The organism is Stieleria maiorica, assembly GCF_008035925.1.
GTDB lineage: Bacteria > Planctomycetota > Planctomycetia > Pirellulales > Pirellulaceae > Stieleria > Stieleria maiorica.
This window is the reverse complement of record NZ_CP036264.1, coordinates 7,381,083-7,403,744: the sequence shown is the minus strand read 5'-3', so window position 1 is coordinate 7,403,744 and position 22,662 is coordinate 7,381,083. Positions and strand designations below refer to the sequence as shown.

At 60.3% G+C, this 22,662-nt stretch carries 12 protein-coding genes; 5 read left to right on the top strand and 7 right to left on the bottom strand.

The features are described 5' to 3' along the window. The first annotated feature begins 184 nt into the window (after positions 1-184). Both hrpA and Mal15_RS25090 read left to right on the top strand, forming a co-directional pair. Positions 185-4,366, top strand: a complete 4,182-nt coding sequence (gene hrpA, locus Mal15_RS25095; RefSeq protein ID WP_147870261.1) for an ATP-dependent RNA helicase HrpA — start codon at positions 185-187, stop codon at positions 4,364-4,366. A gap of 482 nt (positions 4,367-4,848) precedes the next feature. Continuing rightward, the gene (locus tag Mal15_RS25090) at positions 4,849-5,058 is read left to right on the top strand and encodes a hypothetical protein (RefSeq protein ID WP_147870260.1); all 210 of its coding nucleotides are present in this window, start codon (positions 4,849-4,851) and stop codon (positions 5,056-5,058) included. Positions 5,059-5,072: 14 nt separating this feature from the next. Here Mal15_RS25090 and Mal15_RS25085 read toward each other — a convergent pair whose 3' ends face one another. The 6 genes from Mal15_RS25085 to Mal15_RS25060 all read right to left on the bottom strand — a co-directional run bounded on the left by Mal15_RS25085 (position 5,073) and on the right by Mal15_RS25060 (position 13,265). After that, entirely contained in the window at positions 5,073-6,305 is a 1,233-nt protein-coding gene (locus tag Mal15_RS25085; RefSeq protein WP_147870259.1) for a M16 family metallopeptidase, read from the bottom strand. Between the two features lie 81 nt (positions 6,306-6,386). Beyond that, the gene (locus tag Mal15_RS25080) at positions 6,387-7,655 is read right to left on the bottom strand and encodes a M16 family metallopeptidase (RefSeq protein ID WP_147870258.1); all 1,269 of its coding nucleotides are present in this window, start codon (positions 7,653-7,655) and stop codon (positions 6,387-6,389) included. A 506-nt stretch (positions 7,656-8,161) separates the two neighbouring features. Then, positions 8,162-9,571 (bottom strand): tRNA (N6-isopentenyl adenosine(37)-C2)-methylthiotransferase MiaB, encoded by a 1,410-nt coding sequence (miaB, locus tag Mal15_RS25075; RefSeq protein WP_147870257.1) that lies wholly within the window; start codon positions 9,569-9,571, stop codon positions 8,162-8,164. 3 nt (positions 9,572-9,574) lie between these two features. After that, positions 9,575-11,017: a dihydrolipoyl dehydrogenase gene (gene lpdA / locus Mal15_RS25070; RefSeq protein ID WP_147870256.1), complete on the bottom strand. Its 1,443-nt coding sequence runs from the start codon at positions 11,015-11,017 to the stop codon at positions 9,575-9,577. Positions 11,018-11,349: 332 nt separating this feature from the next. Beyond that, positions 11,350-11,958, bottom strand: coding sequence for a 30S ribosomal protein S4 (rpsD, locus tag Mal15_RS25065; protein ID WP_147870255.1), 609 nt, complete (start codon positions 11,956-11,958; stop codon positions 11,350-11,352). A 194-nt stretch (positions 11,959-12,152) separates the two neighbouring features. Beyond that, positions 12,153-13,265 carry a 3-oxoacyl-ACP synthase III gene (locus Mal15_RS25060; RefSeq protein ID WP_147870254.1) on the bottom strand — a complete coding sequence of 371 codons (1,113 nt, stop codon included), beginning with the start codon at positions 13,263-13,265 and terminating at the stop codon, positions 12,153-12,155. Positions 13,266-14,160: 895 nt separating this feature from the next. On the opposite strand from Mal15_RS25060, the gene Mal15_RS25055 reads away from it, so the two are divergent. Then, positions 14,161-14,934 (top strand): gamma-glutamyl-gamma-aminobutyrate hydrolase family protein, encoded by a 774-nt coding sequence (locus tag Mal15_RS25055; protein ID WP_233903013.1) that lies wholly within the window; start codon positions 14,161-14,163, stop codon positions 14,932-14,934. Positions 14,935-15,728: 794 nt separating this feature from the next. On the opposite strand, the gene leuS is transcribed toward Mal15_RS25055, so the two are convergent. After that, on the bottom strand, positions 15,729-18,560 hold the full coding sequence (leuS, locus tag Mal15_RS25050) for a leucine--tRNA ligase (protein WP_147870253.1): 2,832 nt from the start codon (positions 18,558-18,560) through the stop codon (positions 15,729-15,731). A gap of 119 nt (positions 18,561-18,679) precedes the next feature. Between leuS and Mal15_RS25045 the strand changes: the two genes are divergently transcribed. Together Mal15_RS25045 and Mal15_RS25040 are read left to right on the top strand one after the other, a co-directional pair. Then, positions 18,680-19,312, top strand: a complete 633-nt coding sequence (locus Mal15_RS25045) for a thymidine kinase (protein WP_147870252.1) — start codon at positions 18,680-18,682, stop codon at positions 19,310-19,312. 627 nt (positions 19,313-19,939) lie between these two features. Then, entirely contained in the window at positions 19,940-22,549 is a 2,610-nt protein-coding gene (locus Mal15_RS25040) for a DNA gyrase subunit B (RefSeq protein WP_147872493.1), read from the top strand. Positions 22,550-22,662 lie beyond the last annotated feature (113 nt).

The following is a 22,662-nucleotide window of genomic DNA, read 5'->3' as shown; positions in this document are numbered from 1 at the left end:
GGTGAAGTTCTGGGGGAATCGAAAAAGCCCACGGATGGCATTGACCTCCTTGTGGTTGGAGCGGCCGGGGAAAGCAAACAACACCTTTTACGACCGACGACCTGCCGCTGTCACGATGCAGAAAATTTCGTAGGGTGATAGCTTCCAATCGACTTTCCCGCTGCTTTCCCAATTCCCCCGGTCCATGAACTTCAAACCATCCAGCCCCCGACTGGAGCCCCAGCGCGAGCCGAAACCCGGCAAAGTCGATCCATCGACCGCGGACCTCGGGGAGCCCCCCGCTAAAGAGCTCGCGAAGGCAACCCCATCCCCATCAGCGGAGCCGGCCGGCGAGTTCGATGTCGCCGACATTGCTCCTGACGAATTGGTAATCGACAACGCGATGCGGGCCGACCAGTTCCGGCTCCGTCGCCAACGCAAGCGTCTTTCCAACGAAGAGTTCCAGTCGCGTTTGGCAAAATCGATCGCCCGCCGCCGCGGGCGCGAATCGTACGCGCCGCTGCTGGACTACCCGTCCGAATTGCCGATCACCGGCTACAAGGACCAGATCATCGAACTGATTCAGACGCGTCAAGTGATCGTCGTGTGTGGTGAAACCGGCAGCGGCAAGAGCACCCAGCTGCCCAAGTTCTGTCTGGAAGCCGGACGTGGACGTGCCGCCATGATCGGCCACACCCAGCCACGACGACTGGCCGCACGCAGCATCGCCACGCGGCTGTGCGAGGAAATGCAGTGCCCGCTCGGAAAACAAGTCGGTTACCAGGTCCGATTCGGTGACCAGACCGGCCCCGAGACGATGATCAAACTGATGACCGACGGGATCCTGCTGGCGGAAACCGGTTCGGATCGCTTCCTGGATCAATACGACACGATCATCATCGACGAAGCACACGAGCGATCGCTGAACATCGATTTCCTGCTGGCGTACCTGCGTGGGCTGCAACAGAAACGCCCCGATCTGAAACTGATCATCACCAGCGCCACCATCGACGCCGAGCGTTTCGCCGAACACTTCAGCGACGAACACGGCCCGGCGCCGATCTTGAACGTCGAAGGCCGCGGTTATCCGGTCGAGATGCGGTACTTGCCCTGGGAAGATGTTGCTGACGAGAACCGTTCGTATGACCTGGCGCATCACGTGATCGCGGGGCTGAAAGACTTGGCCCGTGGATCCGCCGGCGGTGGTGACACCCTGGTCTTCCTGCCCACCGAACGCGACATCCGCTTGGTGTCCCATCGCGTCGCCGGACACTACAAACGCATGGGGCTGGAAGGCCGCGTGGAGATCCTGCCGCTGTACGCGCGGTTGCCGCAAAAAGACCAGCAACGGATCTTTCATCCCACGGGACAAAAACAACGCTTGATCTTTGCAACCAATGTCGCGGAAAGCTCGCTGACGGTCCCGGGCATCCACGCCGTGATCGACTCGGGGACGGCGCGGATCAGCCGTTACAGCCCGCGCAGCAAATTGCAGCGATTGCCGATCGAACCGGTCAGCCGTGCCAGTGCGGACCAGCGCGCCGGACGCTGTGGCCGCGTCGGACCGGGTGTCTGCGTGCGGCTGTATTCGACGACCGACTACGAGACCCGCGACGCCTTCACCACGCCAGAGATCCGTCGCACGAACCTCGCATCGGTGGTGCTGCAAAGCAAGATGCTGGGATTCGGATCGCTCGATTCGCTGCCGCTGTTGGACGTGCCACGACCCGAATCGATCCGCGAAGGGGTGCAGACGCTGTTGGAACTCGGTGCGATCGATGAGCGTCACGAGCTAACGCCGATCGGAAAGTCGCTCGGACGGATGCCGGTCGACCCGCGGATCGGACGCATCATCCTAGCCGCCGACGAACTGGGCGTGCTGCCGGAGATCTTGCCGATCGCCGCGGCGATGGAAATTCCCGATCCGCGACAACGGCCGCAAGACCAACAACAGGCCGCCGACCAGGCTCATGCCGAATTCCGCGACGGCGAAAGCGACTTCCTGTCCTACCTGCGACTGTGGCGTTACTACGAACAGGCCCGCGCCGACCACTCGCGAAACAAACTCACACGCCAGCTGCGCAAGCGTTTTCTGTCGCCCACGCGGATGCGGGAATGGTCCGATACCTTTCGTCAGCTTCGCGAAATCGCGTTGGACATGAATCGGTCGCGAGACTCACACCATGCCACGCCGCGGCGTCAAATCGGGGCGATCCGATTCGCCGAGGATCAATCCAAACGGACGATCGACAAAGATCGTTATGCGGCGGTCCACCAGGCGCTATTGAGCGGTTTCTTGTCCGGCGTCGCCATGGCGGGGGAAAAAAACGTCTATCTGGGTCCACGCAATTTAAAACTGTTTCTGTGGCCCGGCAGCGGCGTGTTCGACGCCAAACCCAAATGGATTGTCGCCGCGGAGTTGGTCGAGACGAGTAAACAATACGCCCGCACGGTCGCCAGGATTCAGCCGCAGTGGATCGAATCGATCGGCGCTCATTTGCTCAAAGCATCCTACAGTGATCCCCACTGGAGCCAAAAGGCCGGCGGTGCGTTTTGTTACCAGCGTCAATCGCTATTCGGATTGCCGATCGTCGTCCGCCGCCGCGTCCCGCTGCCACCGGTCGACCCGACCACCGCACGCGACCTGTTGATCCAACACGGGTTGGTCGAACAACAACTCAAGACCAACGCGCGTTTCATACGCCACAACCGAGCCCTGCGTGAATCGTTTGAAGTGCTTGCCGCGAAAACGCGGCGACGCGACATGGTCGTCGATGACTACGTCGTCCAGCAGTTCTATCAACGACGTCTGCCGGCCGACGTTTGCGACAAGGGCCGGCTGGAGAAACTGTCCAAGTCGATGCCCGTGCCCGATTGGGTCAATCACTTGACCGACTCGGCCGCACTGTCGCTCTGGTTGCATGATCCACCGACGGTCGAATCCGACGCGAGTTCGTTGTTCATGATGCCGTCGGATTTGATCGACATCACCACTGATCAGATCTCGGCCGATGAGTTTCCCGATCGCCTATCGATCGGCAAAACCGAATTACCGCTGCGGTATCGTTACGAACCCGGTGCGGAGGACGATGGAGTCAGCTTGCGGATCCATCAGGCCGCGGTTTCGCAAATCAGCGACGACCGACTCGGTTGGCTCGTCCCGGGATTGCTGCCCGGAAAGATCGTGGCGATGATCAAATCGCTGCCCAAGCGGATCCGTCGCAATCTGGTCCCGGCGGCCGACGTCGCCCGCCAGATCTACGACGAACTGTTGCCCCAGTACGGCCAAGTCCCGTTCATGCCGGCCGTCTGCCAAGCGATGTCACGTCACGCGGAAATGCCGATCAGCGAGTCGGATTTCCAAGACGAAAAGATGGAAGACCACCTACGGTTTTTGGTTTCAGTGGTTGACGACGACGGCAATCTTGTCGCCCAAGGCCGATCGGTCGATCCGTTGGTCCAGCGATTGGCGCAGCGCAACGACCAACCGTCCGGCGAAGTCACACCGCAGGCCGATGCCGATCTGCCCAGCGAGCCGATGCGGTCGTTTGATCTGGACCAGTTGCCCGTCGATGTGATCCGTCAGCGAGGTGGCGTCCGCGTCGCACAATACCCCGCGCTGGTCGACCAGGGCGATCACGTCACCGTCGCGCTCTATCCCGACCAATCGTCCGCCGAATCCGTCATGCGGCAAGGGCTGACCCGACTGTATGCGATCAGCCAGCGTGCCGAATTGAGACGCCAAGTCCGCTGGTTGCCAGAGCTGAACGAAACCAAAATCCGACTCGCCGGCGCCGTGCCCGCCGCCCAGTTCGAAACGTCACTGATCGATCTGTTGGCCCGCGTCGCATTCGTCGAAAACCAACCCTTGGTGCGCAACCGAAAAGAATTCCAGGCCCGGCTCGAATACCGCGGCGAACGGATTGCCCTGGCTGCCGCAGACGTGGCAAAGTGGCTGACCCAATTCGGTCAGTCTTACCTGGCCATGCGCGGCGAACTCGAATCCCTGTCGGCATCCCGGTTTCCTGTTGCAGCCGACGACGTGCAGCTACAACTCCGCTGGCTGATCCATCCGGATTTCCTGTCCGTCACCCCGTGGACTTGGCTGCAGCATTACCCGAGGTACCTGTCGGCGATCTCGTACCGTCTGGACAAACTTCGCAGCGGCGCCGGACCACGCGACCAGAGTGGGACCGAGACCGTGGCCGGATTGTGGCTGCAATGGATCACCAGATTCCCCGATCCGGAACAGACGCCGAAGCTACGAGCGGCCGATGAATTCCGCTGGATGATCGAAGAATTACGCGTCAGCCTGTTCGCCCAGCCGCTCGGAACTGCCGTCAAAGTCTCCGCCAAACGTTGCGAAAAGGTGCTTGCGGAAAAGTGACCGTGACCGGCACCCCCTGGCTGATCCGGGCAATGCGTGGCGCAAATCGGACAAAAATACACTTAAAGACGAAACGACCTCCCTTAAAAGACGATAACGGAGTATTCTATGGCGGTGCGATCTCTTTAGGCAGCCGAAGCATTCGATTGCGTGAAGAAGTGGCAGTTTCGCGACGAATGGTCGCCGGAACGACACACTCCGCGTTTTCCACAAACCAAATCGAAATTGTCAGAAATAAAATTCCGAGCGGTTTTTCGTGTGAAATGAGGAGAAAATCCACGGTCAGGAGACAAGAAAACGGCTGCAGGCACGAAAAAAGGCATGCAGCTTGCAACGACTGAAAGAACGTTCCCCAAAGAACCTTTGTTAATTCGATGAACCCCCGGCACGGTGGCGCGTCTAACTGACAGAGCAGACGAGGAACTGCGAGTCAGTTTCCAGAGTTGATCCGATCCAAACCACCCCCAACCGGAGGGTTCAAGATGTCGACGTCTAGCGGCAAACAAACACCGAGTTTGAAGAACGAATCGGCCAAGCAGGTGAGCGCGAGCCATTGGGATCAGTTCACCGCGTTGGTCGAAGACGTTTCTCGCGCGGAGTTTGCCACTTGGCTGGACGAGGAGCTGATCAAACTGGAGAAGGATCTCGACCAGTTCGTGACCAGTCGGTCCCGGTACAGCGGTCGTCGGTAGAGGGGGCTCTGCCATCACATCGCCAAAATTTCCGTCGGCTCTTCCGACAAGTACTTCTTGGCAACCTCAGCGATCGCGGCTTGGTCGACCGCGCGGGTTTTCGCCAACGACTGATCCAGATCGACATATTCGTTGTGGATCAACCAGCGGCTGCCGATGCTGAACAACCGATTGCTCGGCCGTTCGCTCTGCATAATGTAGCCGGCGGCGGTCTTGTTGACCGCCTGCTGCAGCTCTTCGTCGCTGACGCCCTTGTCGACGACACTTTCGACGATTTCACGCATGAACCGCTTGTTGCTTTCCAAGTCCTCGGGCGCGCAGACCAAGTAGTTAAACCAAGCCCCGCAATCACTAAACTCTTGGGGCCAACACGTCGCCACCTCGGCGCGTCCGGTATCGATCAGGTCCCAGAAGAATCGGCTGCCGCCTTCATCCCCCAAGATCGACGCCAACAGACGTGTCGCATGCCGCTTGCTGCAGCCCGACGAGGGTCCGTTCCCGATCTGGATGCAGTAGGCTTGAACGGCATCGGAAATCGGCACGCGGCGGGACAATTCGATTCCATCGGGGATCGATTCGGGGTCGTCGTCGGCGAGTCTTTCGGTCGTGGTGCGTTCGCTCCAGCTCGCCGTCCGTTTTTCGATTTCGGCGACCAAACCGTCGAAATCGACGTTGCCCGAGGCGGCCAGCACGATGTTTTCGGGCCGATAGCGAAGATGAAAATAGTCGCGCATCCGCGCGGCCGTCATCGCCTGGATCGATTCGCTGGTGCCCAACACGCGACGGCCCAGGCCGCGGGGGGAAAAGTAGACTTCCATCGCCCGCTCGAAACCGCCAAAGGGAGGTTGGTCCTCGTATTTGGCGATCTCTTCCAAAATCACTTTCCGCTCGGTTTCGAATTCATCGTCATCCAGCACGGGCGACATCATGTCGGTCAACAGATCGACGATCCGGTCTTGGAACTTTGGCAGCACCGTCGCGTAGTAGACGGTTTGTTCTTCGGACGTGTAGGCGTTTGACTGGCCGCCCAACTCGTCGAGCTCACGATTGACGTCCTCGGCACTGCGACGCTCGGTCCCCTTGAACATCATGTGTTCAAGAAAGTGACTCAGCCCCGATTGCGGGTCGAGTTCGTTGCGTGCCCCGGCCTGGACGAAGTAACCCAGCGACATCGAATAGTTGCGTGGATCCGTCTCGGCAACGATCCGCAGCCCGCTGGGCAAGGTGGCATGTTGAAACTTAGGCATTTCAAAACTCAAACGAGAAGATTCGTGTCTTCGGATCCGGAAAAAAAGGTAGCTCGGCTTCCAATCTGTCGTCGCAGGTGGCTACCCGACGGCCAGCTTTTCCGGCCCCAGCGTGACGATGCGGTAATCCGACGGTGGATGGTTTTCCCAGTAGCCCCTGACATCCTCCAACGTCAACGACTCGATGATCTCGCTTAGCTCGGCCGTCGGCATCGCCCGCCCGATCTGGTAGAAATCGCTGGCGAGTGAACTGGCCCGCGAGGCGCTGGATTCCTGTTCCATGATCAGACCGCTCTCGATGCGGACCTTCCAACGATCCAGCTCGCTCGGTTCCAAGTCGCTGGGCAGGTTTCGAATTTCTCCCAGCGTCACATCCAACGTCTCTTGGGCGCGAGCCGGAGTCGTTCCGGCATATCCGAACACGCCGCCGGCGTTGATCAGTGAATGGCAGCTGGCCGAGACCGTGTAGCACAGCCCTCGCTTTTCGCGGACGCGATCGAACAGACGGCTGCTCATCCCGTCGCTCAGAATCCCGATCCCCGCACGCATGGCAAAGTAATCCGGGTGGCCGTAGGGAATGCTGGGGAAGGCGAACGCGATATGCGTCTGGCTGCTGGTCGCCTGGACGTGTTCGTAGACCTGGGTGCCGACCGGCAGCGGCGCGGCGTCGAAGGCTTCGGTCCGCCAGTCTCCAAACGCCTGCTCGGCGAGCCGCATCACATCGTCTGCTTCGACACGGCCGGCAACGGTCAGGATCGCACCGCCGGCGTGATAGTTGGTTTGATAGAACTGGCGGATGTCATCGCTGTCGATCGCGGCCAACGACGCCATCGTGCCCTGGCTGCCGCGTCCGAGCCGGGGGCCATAGTGCAATTCGCGAACGCGTTTCATCACACGTTGCGTCGGCTCGTCTTCGATCGCACGCAACTCCTGGATCATCATCAACCGGGCGTCTTCGATCTGGTTGCCCGGCAGGTGCGGTCGCCGAACGATGTCCGCGTACAACTTGAGCGCTTCGGCAAACGATTCGGCCGGCATCGCCGCGCCGAACGAGACCGTTGCTGTGGAGACGCCGCTATTGCGGTCCATGCCCAAGTTGTCCTGCATCGCGACCAGATCGCGGCTGCTGTAGCTTCCGGCGCCGCGCTGCACCATCTCGCAAACCATCGACGCCAGCCCCGATCGTTCGGCCGGTTCGTTCTGGATGCCGCCGCGTAGTGATAGCGTGAACGCCGCGGTGCGAAGCCAGGGCATCGGTTGCACCAGCACGGTCATTCCATTGGGCAATCGATGCGTCGTGATTTCGCTCAGGGACGCGTCGTCCGCAGCGGATTCGGTGGAGGTGCACATAGGCCGTTTTTGGAAGGAAAGAGTGCCGAATTGTCACGAAGGCGGACGGTTTCGCACAGGGGGCGAAATCGTTGCAGGATAAGATGTAGCGACCTTCGCCAGAAGATGGATTTCCGTCACGACCGCCTGTGTCCTAGCCAACTCGGCCGTGTCAATCGTGATTACCTCGTTCACGGGCTCCGCAAAAACGTTCGATTCGTTCGCGTTTTCGTTCGTAGGATTTTGGCGTATTCGATTCCGGTAGCTGCTCTCGGGATCAGCCGTTTGCCGCCAGACCTATGCCAGCTAATTTCGATCATAATCTGAGCCGTAGGCGCTAGCCTCGGGCCTTACAAGACTCGAAGGGCAATCCAAGGCCCGCGGCTAGCGCCGTCGGCTCACGGAGTAGGTGGCGTTGGCCGCCAGACTACAGGCCGCCAGACTTCAGGCCTCCACGGGCGCTAGGGCCCGAACGCTTACGTGAATCGGCGGATGTCAATCGAGGCGTGGGAACCAAAACGCCGCCGCTACAGTCCGATCGAGACGACGTCGACGGTTTTGACGCGGCCGATCAGCGTGTGGCTGCTGACGTCATCGACGTGGATGTCCAGCAGTTGTCCGGCCTGGCGACGGTTCCCGTCGAACACCACGATGCGGTCGCAAGGCGTGCGGCCGGTCATCTGGACCACGGGGCTGTCCGCGTCGGCGTCGGCCGCCTTCTTGCTCGGACCTTCCACCAAGACCTCGACGTCGCGGCCGATCATCTTGGCGTTTTCTTCTTTGGCGATCCGGTTTTGGACCTCCAGCAACCGATGATTGCGTTCGGCTTTGACCTCCCGCGGCACGTCGTCTTCCAAACGCTCGGCCGCCTTGGTGCCGGGCCGCACGCTGTACTGGAAAATAAAGCTGTTCTTAAACCGGCAGCGTTCGACCAGAGCGACCGATTTTTCAAAGTCCTCATCGGTCTCACCGCAGAACCCGACGATGAAGTCGCTGCTGACGGCCGCCTCGGGCAAGATCCGTTCGATCCGCTCGAACATCTCCATGTAGTCGGCGATCGTGTAGCCGCGTTTCATTCGCCTGAGCACTTCATCGCTGCCGCTTTGGGCCGGAACGTGCAGGTACGGCGAGACCTTGGGCAGATCGCGAACGGCGACCAGCAACCGCTCGGTCATGTCTTTGGGGTAATTGGTGACGAACTTGATTCGATCGATCCCGTCGACCTCGTGCAGCATTTCCAACAACGACGTCATGTCGGTCGTCTTGCCGTCGGCGGTGTACTTGTAACTGTTGACGGTTTGCCCGAGCAACGTGATCTCGCGGCAGCCTTGCTCGGCCAACACGCGGGCTTCGGAAACGATTTGCTCCGGCCGACGACCTTGCTCGGGGCCGCGGGTGTTGGGGACGACACAATACGTGCAGAACTTGTCGCAACCGATTTGGATCCGCAGATACGCCTGGAACGGGGTCGGCCGCATCGTGGGGTCGCGCAGCGGGTCGAACGTTTCGTGGCTCCGCGCGACGACGGCTTGCTTGTCGTCTTTGCGGCCCAGCGAAATCGCCATCTGCCGACCTTCGCCGCTGCGGATTTTCTCGAGCAGGTCGGGAATCGTGTGCAGCTGCCCGGGGCCGACGACCAGATCGACGTAGGGCGCACGCTTGAAAATGATCTCTTGGTCCTTTTGGGCCATGCAGCCCATCACGCCGATCAGTTTGTCCGGCTGGTTCTTTTTGGACTCACGGATCTTTCCCAGCGCGCTGTAAACCTTTTCCTCGGCGTGTTCGCGGACGCTGCACGTGTTGTAGAGCACGCAGTCCGCATCTTCATGGCTGTCGACCACGGTGTAGCCGTGACGCTTCAGGTCGGCGATGACCATTTCGCTGTCCAGCACGTTCATCTGGCAGCCGACGGTTTTGATGTAGACGCGTTGTGTCATGGATTAACCCACCGACGCGGGCTTTCGTTTGGGTTTGAAAATCTCGGTGGCCGTGCCGAAGTGCACTTCACCGGCGTTCATCAACGTTTCGCTGAGCGTCGGGTGCGGGTGAACGCTCTCGGTCACGTCGTGGACTTCACATCCCATTTCGATCGCCAAAACCGCTTCGGCGATCAATTCACCGGCACCGGATCCGACGATGCCGCAGCCGATCACACGTCCCGAATCGGGATCGACCAGCCACTTGGTCAACCCTTCGGTGATCCCCAGCGCCTGGGCGCGACCGCTGGCCGCCCAGGGATAGACTTCGACCGAGACGTTCACGCCGTCACGTTTGGCTTCCGTTTCGGTGATGCCGGCCCAAGCGATCTCGGGATCGGTGAAGACCACCGCCGGGATCGCTTTCTTGTCGAACGCGGCGGGCTTGCCGGCGATGACTTCCGCGGCCACACGGCCTTCGTGCGTCGCTTTGTGTGCCAGCATCGGGTCACCGGCGACGTCACCGATGGCCAGGATGTGCGGGTCGGCCGTGCGTTGCCGATCATCGACCTGGACGAACCCACGCTCGGTGACGACGACGGAGGTATTTTCCAAGCCCAGACCGCGGGTCACCGGACGTCTGCCGATACTGACCAGCACGCGGTCAAATTGTTCATGCCCGAAATGCGCCGGCCCTTCAAACGTCACTTGGATCTTGTCGCCGACCTCGGTCATCGATCCGACCTTGGTGTTGGTCAGCACGCGGCCCTCGCAAAGTTTGTCGATGCGTTTGGCCAGCGGCTTGACCAAGTCCCGGTCCGCACCGGGCAACAGCCCTTCGGCCAATTCGACCACGGTGACCTTGGAACCCAGGTGAGCGTAAACGCTGCCCATTTCCAAACCGATGTAGCCGCCGCCGACGACCAGCATCGTCTCGGGGATGTCCGCCAAGGCCAACGCGCCGGTGCTGTCCATCACGCGGTCGCTGCCGATGTTGAATGCCGGCGGCATCGCCGGAACGCTGCCGGTGGCCAGGATGCAATGGTCGAACGTCAGCTGGCCGCCGACGGGGATCGAATCGTGATCGCCTTCCAACTGCAACGTGGTGGAATTGACAAACGTGCCGCGGGCCTGAATCACGGTCACATTGCGACGCTTGGCCAGATTCCCCAACCCGCCGGTCAAATTGGAGATCACCTGGTCCTTGCGGGCACGCACCTTGTCGATATCGATCGACGGATTGCCCGGGTACTCGACTCCCCAATTGGCACGCAGGTCGTCCACTTCATGGATCACTTTTGCCACATGCAGCAAAGCTTTGCTGGGGATACAGCCACGCAACAGACACGTGCCGCCGAGTCGTGGTTCCGCTTCGACGATGGTGACGTCCAACCCCTCGTCGGCGGCCAAGAACGCGGCCGCATAACCACCGGGACCACCGCCCAAGACAACTACGGGACAATGCATTTTTTTCTATTTCGATTGGCGAGAAAGGATTTGTGTTTTTGTAACGACCGTCAGCCCCAAAAAAGAACGGACGCCGAGTGCTGAGTCAACTTTTAAACTCAGGGCGCCGCGGAAAAGGGGTCAGGTACCAAAAATGCGAAGCACCCTTCGGGCCATTTGGTTTTTGGTACCTGACCCCTTTTCCGCTCGAGAAACGCAACCCGAGAATTCAATGCTGGCAGAGCACGAGTCGTCCGCGACGGGAGTCGAATTGTACTGTGAATCCGCCCCTGGGCGTATGCTTTCGGGGCGTGAATCGCTGTGATGGCAGGCTGGACGCCCCACCACTTGGCTTAGCGAGACAGGAATTCGACGACGGCGTTAGCGTCGACCGGCAAACTGATGTCGCTGGCCCCGGGCAAGCCCAGCATCGTCGCCTTCAGGTTCTCGCTGTCAAACGCAACCCAGTCCAGTGCATCGGGGGCCGCGTTGGCGATCACACCCCGATACAGGTTCTTCAGATTTTCGCGGCCGCGGACTTCGACGATGTCGCCCGGACGCAGGATGTAGCTGGGCTTGTCGACCTTCACGCCGTTGACCAGGAAGTGTCCGTGCGCGACGCCTTGGCGAGCCTGGGGACGCGTCTTGGTGAACCCGACGCGACGGACCACGTTGTCCAACCGTCGCTCGCACATCAACAGCAACAATTCACCGGTGTTGCCCGATTTTCGACCCACGGCGTCAAAGTAGCGCCGCAGCTGGCGTTCGCCCAACCCATAGTAGTGCTTGATCTTTTGCTTCTCTTGCAACGCCGCACCGTAGTTGCTGGGGCGGCGGCCGCGGACGTGCATCCCCGGAGGCGTGTTGCGGCGGTCGAGCGCACGGGCGGCACCCGCGGTTTCGTAAATCAGGGTGCCGAGTCGACGGTTGACGCGTGCTTTGGGGCCGGTGTAACGAGCCATGGGCGGTGATTCTCCTGGGTTGCCTGCAACCGGTCTTGTGGACCGCTACAGATCAAAAGGGGTCGGGCGGCGACCGGATCGGGCATCGTTGCCCGTCGATTCGCTGCCGGCGCGATCCGCGAAATTCACTCCGAGAGACGATTCTCCGAGGGCGGTCGCGCGTCGGTTTTGGGAAAGCGGCAGAGTGTCGCCGCTCAGCTCGGGATTTTCAAGGCCAACGGGGCATTTTGAATCGCTTTGATGTTCCCCGCCACCGGGGTCTGTCCCCAGCGGGCTGCAAGCATCACGCTGTTGATCCCCGAACCGATCCCCAACATCGCCACGCGATCCCCCCCGGACAGATCACCCTGGTCGGCCGCCGAAGCGACCGTCAAGGGCAATGCCACCGACCCCGTGTTGCCCAACTGCGGGAACGAAACGCTGTCCCGCTCGGTCGACAACCCCATCGACTGCAACATCGCCACGCGATGACGCGTGCCGACCTGGTGACAAACCGTTCGGTCGATCGCGTCGCGAGTCCAGCCGCTTTCGGCCAGCAACTTCTCAAACGCCGCGACCCCCGTCGCGATCCCCTCGGCCATCAGCTGTTCCGAATCCGTTTCCATCAACGGCTGCATCGACGCCCCCGCCGAATCGCTGTCGCTGACGCACAAGTCGTGGAACCGAGTGCGGGCTTCGGCGATCCCTACGTCGATGCAAGTCGCCTCGGGCGCCAACCGCTCATGGGCCAGCAACCACGCACAGCTGCCCGACCCGATCGTCAACGACGCGAACGCGCCCTTGATGTCCTTGCGACGTAGCGTCGTGTCGCCGTTAAGGGCCTGGATCGTCGACTCCAGCAACATCCGGCTGTTCTCGGTGCCGACGACAATCCCCGCGTCGATCGCACCGCTTTGGATCATCATCGCGATCTGAATCGCACCGTTGATCAGCCCCAGACAGGCGTTGGACACATCGTAAACCCAGCAATTTGACGACAGGCCGATGCCGTGGTGCACGCGGGATGCCGTCGCCGGTTCCAGAAAATCGCGACACACGCTGGCATGTATCAAACAGCCGATCGAATCCGCCGGTAATCCCGCGGCGGCCAGTGCCTGCTTGCCCGCTTCGATACTCGGACCGCTGGGGACAGTCCCCACCGGCCAGACACGGCGCTGGGAGATCCCCGACATCAGCTCCAAACGGCCCTCGGGCAGTTTCAACCGCTGATAAAGCGGCTCCAACCGATGCTCGATTTCATCGCTCGACCAGACCTCGTCGGGGACCAACGCTCCGATCGCCGCCAGCCGAACGTTTTCGAATTTCACGCGGGTGTTCCTGTCTGGATGAAGGGATTTGATCCGAGAGCGACATCATGACCGACGTCGCAGCCGTAGCGGAGGCCGCCCCGACTTTCGGCGGTTTGACGGCCGGATTCGCCGGGGAATGGCGACTCTAAACGCCTGATTGTCGACGGATCCGCCATTTTTCGCTAGTACGGCGTCTCGCCCTAAGATTGGGGGCATCGGTAGTGGACGACGCGAGGAGTCCACACGGTTCGCAATCCGATTGGACTCCTCGCCTCGTCCACTACCCGAAAACCAAGCAGGCTTTAGCCCACTGTCTTTAGCCCACTGTCACTGCGTCGCAGCGACCCGGAATCGCCTCAAGGCTAAACACCAACGATTGCCGAATCACGCCGCGCCGCACCGCCAAAAGCCCCCTCTCACCCGGTTTTGACAGCAAAAAAACGCTTTGCTAGCACTGCCTGTCGTGCTAGCAGATGTCGATTTGCACAAGATGTGGGGAATGTTTGGATCAGGTGAAAACACCCGCTACTTTTCCGATCGCTCGGAGAGACCAGCGAAACACTCGTCGGTCTCTTAACACAGAGCCGAACAGTCGGGGCGGTCCTGATTCAAGGATGATCAAAATGGGATTCCAAGATGGATTCTTGTTGCACTTCTTTTCATCGAGTCCAACAGTCTGGACCCGACTCGCCCGTTCGGTATGGCAACTTCGGTCCGTTCGCGACCGGCTTGCTGCTGCGTTCTATCGCTTCTCATTCTGCCCCGCTGCACCAATCGCATTGCCCGCTGCACCGCCAGCGAGACTGCATTTTGGTTCTGGGCCGTCATTCGAGGTGACCGCGCATTTTCAAACACGCAGCATGCTGCTGCGTATCCATTCTTGCATTTTGCGACTTTTATGAGGAAACGTCGGATGTCAAGCGAAGCTTTGGTTAGCAAGCCGATCATTGGTATCAATTGTGACTTCAAAGCTGCCGACCGCAGCAAACCCGGGTTCGCTTATTTGGCGTCGGGTTACTTCCAATCGATCCTCTCCGCCGGCGGGATCCCGGTGGTCGTGCCGCCGATGGACGATGCGGATTCGATCGCCCGTGTTTTGGATCATGTCGAAGGCTTCATGATGATCGGCGGCGCCGACCTGGACCCGCGCAACGACGGCTTCATGCTGCATTCGAGCGTTCGCCCGATGGACCCGGTTCGCGAAACCAGCGACCGCTTGCTGGTCGCCGAAATCGCCGAGCGTCGCATCCCGCTGCTGGCGATCGGAGCGGGCATGCAATTGCTGAACATCCAGCAGGGCGGAAATCTGTTCCTGCACATCAAAGAAGACCTGCCGATGGCGGTTCCGCACCAGGACCCCCACGACCCCAACCACCGCCACACGCTGGAAGTCGAAAGCGATTCACTGGTCGGCCGCGTGTTCGGTGACGGCGAGATCCGCGTCAGCAGCCGCCACCACATGGCGATCGACGAAGTCGCACCGGGTTTCCGCGTGACCGCCCGTTGCCCCGACGGTGTGATCGAAGCGATCGAAAGCGAAATGATGGACTGGTTCGCGATCGGCACCCAGTTCCACCCCGAATGCGCCGCCGCCTCGGCACTGGACGTCCGCATCTTCGAAGAATTCATCGAAGGCATCTGCGCGGCCAAAACACAAGAAGCCGAAAACCTGCGTCTGGTCGCCTAGCCGACAGCCGATCGGTCCGTCGTGCCCAGGTTTTCGCCTGGGCTGCGTGAAATTTGGATTCTGCGGCGATTCAGAATTCAAGCGAGATCATTCCGCGATGGATGGTCGACTCACAGCAGCCATCGGGCGACGAAACACGGTTGACATCAGCCGATTCGCGCAAGCGTTCGGGCCTTACAACGTCGATGGAGGCCCGTAGGCTGGCACCAAACGGCTGACCCCAACAGGGTTCAGCGGGATCGAAAACGCAAAAACCCTACGAACGAAAACGCGAACGAATCGAACGATTTTTCGCAGCCCAGGCTCCGCCCGGGGAAAAATATTGCCGCACCACTCCTCCCCCGTCTTTCAGCCGGAGGCGTTGAAGGCGTCGGTTCTCTTCCTCCTTGGCATGATCAGCCCTTGCGCGAGAGCCTGCGCGGACCGCATCATTCTGCCCCGCATCATTCTGCCCCGCATCATTCTGCCCCGCATCATTCTGCCCCGCATCATTCTGCCCCGCATCATTCTGCCCCGCATCATTCTGCCCCGCATCATTCTGCCCCGCATCATTCTGCCCCGCATCATTCTGCCCCGCATCATTCTGCCCCGCATCATTCTGCCCCGCATCTCTCCTGACTCCCACCGACGAGACAGGGCAGCGGGGAGAGGTAGGAAACTAGCTCCATCGAAGGGATCGGGATTCCATAATCTTCTTACCCCAAAAATCTTCTTACCTGATTTGCATCAACGGAGACCCCGCACAGCGGGCTGACTTTCAACGGATCGCCGCACGGCAGTGCAGCAACCGGCCGCTACTTCACCACCAGGTTCACCAAGCGGCCGGGGACGGCGATCTTCTTGACGACGTTTTTGCCTTCCAACATCGATTGCACCCGCTGGTCCGACAATGCCGCTTCGATCATCTGATCGGGCTTGGCATCCGGCGGCACGTGAATCTTGGACTTGACCTTGCCGTTGAACTGCACCGGCACTTCGATCGAGCTTTGCACCAACGCCGATTCATCCCACTGCGGCCAGCTCTGATGCGCGATCACGCCCTCCTGTCCCAGGATCTTCCAGAGTTCTTCGCACAGGTGCGGTGCGTAAGGTGACAACAGAATCAGGAACGACTTCATCGCGTCGATCGGTCGTTTTTCGGCACGCGTGAAGTAATTCGTGAATTCCATCATCCGTGCGATCGCGGTATTAAAGCTCATCGCGTCGGTGTCTTCGGTGACCTTTTTGATCGTCGCGTGCAGCATCCGGTTTTGCTCTTCATCGCACGGCTCCTCGGTCAGCGCGGGCTGCAACACCAACTCCTCTTCTTGATCGTCCACGATCATCCGCCAGACGCGATCCAAGAAATTGCGGACGCCGCCGACACCGGCCATCGACCAGGGCTTGGTCGCTTCCAACGGCCCCATGAACATCTCGTACAACCGCAACGAGTCGGCGCCGTACTCGCTGACGACGACATCGGGATTGATCACGTTGCCGCGTGCCTTGGACATCTTGTGGGCACGGCTGTCGACCTTGATCTTCGGATCGACCTTCAGCACAAATCCTTCGCCCTTCTTTTGCACGTCCTCTTCCGGGACGGTTTTTGCCGTGACCGCGCGTCCGTCCTTGGATTGCCGGCCGCCATCGGGACCTTTGCGAACTTCACCGGCCGACACCGGTTGCCCGTCGTCGTCGAAGAACGCCGTGTACTCGACGTCGCCCAAGATCATGCCTTGGTTGACCAAACGGACGAACGGTTCGGGCGTCGTCACGTGGCCACGATCGAACAGCACCTTGTGCCAGAACCGCGAGTACAGCAAGTGCAACACCGCATGCTCGGCACCACCGACGTACAAGTCGACCGGCATCCACTCTGCTTGCTTTTGCGGATCCACCAATGCCTGGTCGTTTTTGGGATCGATGTAACGGAGGTAGTACCAGCACGACCCGGCCCACTGCGGCATGGTATTGGTTTCGCGACGATAACGCTTGCCGTCGATCTGGACGTACAACCAATCGTCACCGGCCTTGCCCAGCGGCGGCTCGGGTTTTCCGTGCGGTTTGAAATCCTCCAGCTCGGGCAATCGAACGGGCAACTCTGCGGGATCGACGCCACGCATCCGCCCGGTCGGTGTGCCGTCCTCATCGACTTCGTGAAGGATCGGAAAGGGCTCGCCCCAGAAACGTTGCCGGCTGAACAACCAGTCGCGCAATTTGTAATTGACCGCGGCCATGCCGAGCCCGTCCGACGCGAGCGACTCGGTGATTTGCCGCTTGACCTCTTCGGTCGGCTTACCGTCCATCGGGCCACTGTTGATCGCATTTCCGACCGCGACATAACACGCTTTCCCGGCCAGGATGTCATCGCGGTCTTCGGCGTCCGCGGGCGGATCGACGACGGCAATGACCGGCAACTCGTATTTGACCGCGAATTCAAAGTCGCGTTCGTCGTGCGCCGGTACGGCCATGATCGCGCCGGTTCCATAGCCGGCCAAGACATAATCGGCGACCCACACGGGGATCGGAGTTCCGTTGACGGGGTTGATCGCATAGCTGCCGGTGAACACACCCGTTTTTTCACGATCTCCTTCGGTCCGTTCGCGATCGGATTTGAAGGACGCCTTCTCGCAATACGCTTTGACAGCGTCCGACTGCTCCGCGCCGGTCAACCGATCCAGCATCGGGTGCTCGGGCGAAACGACCATGTAGGTCGCGCCGAACAGCGTGTCGGGACGCGTCGTGTAGACGCGCAGCGCGTCCTCACCGGGGCTGGCCGGCAGCGGCGCCCCCGCCCGACTCGCCTTCCAAGCGTCAAACGATGCTTGATCGCCGATGTAAAAGTCGACTTCCGCGCCGGTGCTTCGCCCGATCCAATCCGATTGCAGCTTCTTGATCCCCGCCGGCCAGTCCAGGTCCTCAAGCCCGTCGAGCAATCGTTCGGCGTAGTCGGTGATCCGCAGCATCCACTGACGCAGCGGAATCCGTTTGACGGGGTGTCCGCCGCGTTCGCTCTTGCCGTCGATGACTTCTTCGTTGGCCAGCACGGTCCCCAGCTGGGGGCACCAATTGACCAAGGCGTCGTCCAGGTACGCCAACCGTTGGGCGTCGACGTAGTCGGCGACGGCCGACTCGCCTTGCGATTGAACGTCCTCGGGAATCGGCAGCTCGGCGATCGGGCGGCCCTTTTGCGTCTCGTAGTCAAACCAGGTATCGAACAGGACCAAGAAAATGTACTGCGTCCAGCGGAAGTAGTCTTCGTCGGTGGTCGCCAGCACGCGGTCCCAGTCGTAGCTGAAACCGAGCATCTTCAGCTGCCGCGTGAAGTTATCGATATTGCGTTGGGTCTGGATCCGCGGGTGTTCGCCGGTTTTGATCGCGTGCTCTTCGGCAGGCAATCCGAACGCATCGAATCCCATCGGGTGCAACACGCTTTCGCCACACAGTCGGGCGTAGCGGCAAACAATGTCCGTCGCCGTGTAACCCTCCGGGTGGCCGACGTGCAGTCCGTCGCCGCTGGGGTAGGGGAACATGTCCAAGATGTAGCGTTTTTTGGGGCCCGGTTTCTCGGGCGTGGCGAACGTCTTATGTTCTTCCCAATAAGCTTGCCATCGCGGCTCAAGATCGGCTGGGTTGTAACGCGGCATTGGAGGTCGAGCAAATAGGTGTGTTGTGGGGGGATACGTCTCAGACGCGGGCAGAGCGAAATTCTAAGGATTGACGGACCGGGCGTAAGTCTTGGCCGAAAAATAAGTGGCGACGGCAGATGGCAAAACTGTATTTCTACTACTCCACGATGAACGCGGGGAAATCCACGACGTTGCTGCAGTGCAGCTACAACTATCACGAACGTGGGATGAAGACGCTGATCTTGCTGCCGGAGATCGACACCCGCGACCAGGCCGGCAAAGTCACCAGCCGGATCGGACTGGCCGCCGACGCCGTCACGTTCGACCTGGCCGACAATTTGTTGTCAATGGTACGTCACCGCCATCAAACCGAAACGCTGCATTGCGTGCTGGTCGACGAAGCCCAATTCTTGACCGCTCGGCAAGTCAAACAGCTCAGCGACGTCTGTGACGACCTGGACATCCCCGTGATGGCGTACGGACTAAGGACCGATTTCCAAGGCAACTTGTTCACCGGCAGCGAGGTTTTGTTGGCTTGGGCCGACACACTGACCGAAATCAAGACCATTTGCCATTGCGGACGCAAGGCGACGATGGTGCTGAGAATCGATGATTCGGGGCATCCGATCAAGGACGGCCGGCAAATTCAAATCGGGGGCAATGAACGTTACGTGTCGGTCTGTCGCCGACACTTCAAGGAAGGCATGTGCGACCCCGCCGCCGATGAATTGCCACTGTTGGACGCGATCGAAGGGCCGCCGGCGGGATAGTGGACTATACCGAAAAGTTAAGGCCGCTCGCGCGGGCGCGAACCGGCTGATGTCAAACGATTATCAGCCGTTTGGCGCGAGCCTACGGGCGAGCGATGCGAGGGGCAGAGGCATCAAGTCAAGACGAACACCCTCCCTGGAAGGGAGGGCCGAGCGTAGCGAGGGGAGGTTCGATTCGCGACGCTTGAGTGAATCCGAGCCAAGACAACCTTCCCCAGCCACCCCAAACCATACGGACGATCAATGCCCACGGATGGCAGCGCGAACCCACGGATCCCCGACCGCATGCATCCGTGGGTTCGCGCTGCCATCCGTGGGCCTTTTCGATCCCCCCCTGCCCCCTGACCTCTATCCCAGCCGCCCTAGCTCAAGAAAAAAAGCTCCCCGCCAGCGCGAACGAATCGCAAAACCGACTGATATCCCAGAGCTCAAAAACCGCCCGGCCTGTGCAACCAGCGACTGCACAGACACTCCCCAACAAACGCCCTGTCGGCACCCCGGACGCCTCGCGAAAGTCGGCCGAGAATGTTAGAATTCCGCATTCTGCCGCAGGCGGTTCTGGGATGACCAGGATTGGGAAACATCCCTCGAAATGCGGCCTACTTTTATGCCCCGTTTCAGGTCTCAATGAGCGACGCCCCCTCTTCAGATCTCCCGGAATCCGACGCCCCCGAATCGCAGGAAGCGGCCTCCCAGGAAACCGGCTCCGATGCAGCGAGTCCCAATGTTCCGGCCTCCTCGATGCCTGCCGCGAACCAGAAATACACCGACGAAGACCTGAAACACCTTTCGGACTTGGATCACGTCCGCAAGCGACCGGGGATGTACATCGGTGACACGTCGACACGCGGCTTGCACCACTTGGTCTATGAAGTCGTCGACAATTCGATCGATGAAGCGATGGCGGGATTCGCCAGCAAGGTGTCCGTGATCGTCCACACCGACGGCAGCGTGACGGTCGAAGACGACGGACGCGGCATCCCGGTGACCAAGCACCAAGAACTTTCGGCCGAACTGGACCGCGAAGTCAGTACGCTCGAAGGCGTGATGACGGTGCTCAAATTCGGCGGCAAGTTCGAAAAAGGCGCCTACCAAACCTCCGGCGGTCTGCACGGCGTCGGCGTCACCGTCGTCAACTTCCTCAGCCAGTGGGCCGAAGCCGAAGTCAGCCGAGACGGGTTCACCTGGAGCCAAGAGTACGAACGCGGTGTCGCCACCGGACCGGTTAAGAAAGGGCGCACGACCAGCAAGACCGGAACCCGTACCACGTTCAAGGCCGATGCGCAGATCTTCTCGGTCACGAAATACAGCTTCGACACCCTCTACAAACGACTCCAAGAACTCGCATTCCTCAACAGCGGCGTGCGAATCACGTTCCTGGACGAGCGCAACGGCGAAGGCGGTGACTTCAAATACGAACGCGGGATCACCGAGTTCGTCGAGCACCTCAACCGCGCCAGCGATCCGCTGCACAGCGATGTGATTTCCATCGTCGGCGAAAAAGACGGCTGCCAGTACGAAATCGCACTCCAGTACAGCACCGAGTACACCGAGAACGTTCAGTCCTACGTCAACAACATTCACACCATCGAAGGCGGAACGCACGTGTCCGGATTTCGATCGGCACTGACACGGACGCTGAACAACTACGGCAAGAAAGAAAACCTGCTCAAAAACGCCACCCTGGGCGGAGACGATATCCGCGAAGGCATCACCGCGGTGATCAGCGTGCGCGTGCCGCATCCGCAGTTCGAAGGCCAAACGAAAACCAAACTCGGCAACAGTGAAGTCGAAGGCATCGTCAGCGGCGGCGTCGGCGAACAGCTGGCAAAATACCTGGAAGAAAACCCGCGCGTCGCCAAGTCGATCGTCCGCAAAGGATTGCTCGCCTCCGAAGCCCGCGAGGCGGCCCGCAAGGCCAAGGACCTGCTCCGCAAACGAAAAGATGCCCTCGGCGGCGGCGGGCTGCCCGGTAAGCTCCGGGATTGCATCAGCAAACAAATGGAACGCTGCGAACTGTACCTGGTCGAAGGTGACTCGGCAGGCGGATCGGCCGAAGGCGGGCGGATGCGCGACTTCCAAGCCATCCTGCCGCTGCGCGGTAAGATCATCAACGCCTACAAAAGCCGCGAAGACAAGGTGCTGGCCAACGAAGAAGTGCGTTCGATGATCCAGGCGATCGGAACCGGCATCGGCGGCGACCAAGACATCTCCAAACGCCGCTACAACAAAATTGTCGTCATGACCGACGCCGACGTCGACGGCAGCCACATCCGCACCCTGTTGCTGTGCTTCTTCTATCGCCAAATGTACCAGCTGGTCGCCGACGGCCACGTCTACGTCGCCCAGCCGCCGTTGTTCCGTGTCACCCACGGCCGCAACCGCTACTACGTCCAGACCGATGAAGAGATGAAGAGCCAGCTGCTCGAACGCGGCCTCAAAGACACCGTCTTTGAAGCCGAAGACGGACGACGGGTCGAAGGCGACGACATGCGAAAGCTGTGTAGTTCTCTGGCCTCGATGGAAGACGCGATCCTGGCACTCGAGCGACGCGGCGTCAGCCTCCGCGCCCACGCCGAACGCATCGATCCGGTCACCAACAAACTGCCCTCCTGGCTGCTGACCTACGGCAACGAAGAACACTGGTTCCACAGCACCGACGAAGTCGAAACGCATCTCAACGAGCACAACCTGGTTCTCGATGACGAGGCGGCCGCCGAACAGGAAGGCGAAACGGGCGAAACCGAAGCGGCCGACGGCGAGGCCGCGGCGACGCCAGCCGAAGACGCCGAACCGGCTAAATCGCTCGCCCACCTGGCCGAACTGCACGAAGTGCGGACGATCAACAGCGGACTCAAGGAACTGGCCGAATTGGTGTTCTCACTGGAAGACCTGATTCCCGCCGACCGAACCGGGATGACAACACCCCGATTCGAATTGGTCCGCGGCGAAGACGTCCGCCGGCCGATGGCCGATCTCCGCGAACTACTGCCCGAAGTCAGAGCGGCCGGTGAAAAGGGACTGCAAGTGACACGCTTTAAAGGGCTGGGCGAAATGAACGCCGAAGAACTTCGCGAAACCACGCTCGATCCGGCCAACCGGACGCTGGTCAAAGTCAACATGAAAGACGCCGGCGCGGCAGACGAAATGTTCCGCCTGTTGATGGGCGACAAAGTCGAACCGCGACGCGAATTCATCGAAAAGCACGCCCTAGACGTCCGCAACCTGGACGTCTAGCGGAACTCGTCAACGGCTTGTTGATTTGGCCAGCGCTGCGAGATCGACGCTATAATGCCAGCCCGACGCGTGAGCGGGGGGCGCCGCGTGGCCCCTCGCTCACGCGTCGGGCT

Excerpts from the sequence above, each read along its gene's own strand:
- hrpA (WP_147870261.1), top strand. The coding sequence starts at position 185 with ATGAACTTCAAACCATCCAGCCCCCGACTGGAGCCCCAGCGCGAGCCG.
- Mal15_RS25090 (WP_147870260.1), top strand. The coding sequence starts at position 4,849 with ATGTCGACGTCTAGCGGCAAACAAACACCGAGTTTGAAGAACGAATCG.
- Mal15_RS25085 (WP_147870259.1), bottom strand. The coding sequence starts at position 6,305 with ATGCCTAAGTTTCAACATGCCACCTTGCCCAGCGGGCTGCGGATCGTT.
- Mal15_RS25080 (WP_147870258.1), bottom strand. The coding sequence starts at position 7,655 with ATGTGCACCTCCACCGAATCCGCTGCGGACGACGCGTCCCTGAGCGAA.
- miaB (WP_147870257.1), bottom strand. The coding sequence starts at position 9,571 with ATGACACAACGCGTCTACATCAAAACCGTCGGCTGCCAGATGAACGTG.
- lpdA (WP_147870256.1), bottom strand. The coding sequence starts at position 11,017 with ATGCATTGTCCCGTAGTTGTCTTGGGCGGTGGTCCCGGTGGTTATGCG.
- rpsD (WP_147870255.1), bottom strand. The coding sequence starts at position 11,958 with ATGGCTCGTTACACCGGCCCCAAAGCACGCGTCAACCGTCGACTCGGC.
- Mal15_RS25055 (WP_233903013.1), top strand. The coding sequence starts at position 14,161 with ATGTCAAGCGAAGCTTTGGTTAGCAAGCCGATCATTGGTATCAATTGT.
- leuS (WP_147870253.1), bottom strand. The coding sequence starts at position 18,560 with ATGCCGCGTTACAACCCAGCCGATCTTGAGCCGCGATGGCAAGCTTAT.
- Mal15_RS25045 (WP_147870252.1), top strand. The coding sequence starts at position 18,680 with ATGGCAAAACTGTATTTCTACTACTCCACGATGAACGCGGGGAAATCC.
- Mal15_RS25040 (WP_147872493.1), top strand. The coding sequence starts at position 19,940 with ATGAGCGACGCCCCCTCTTCAGATCTCCCGGAATCCGACGCCCCCGAA.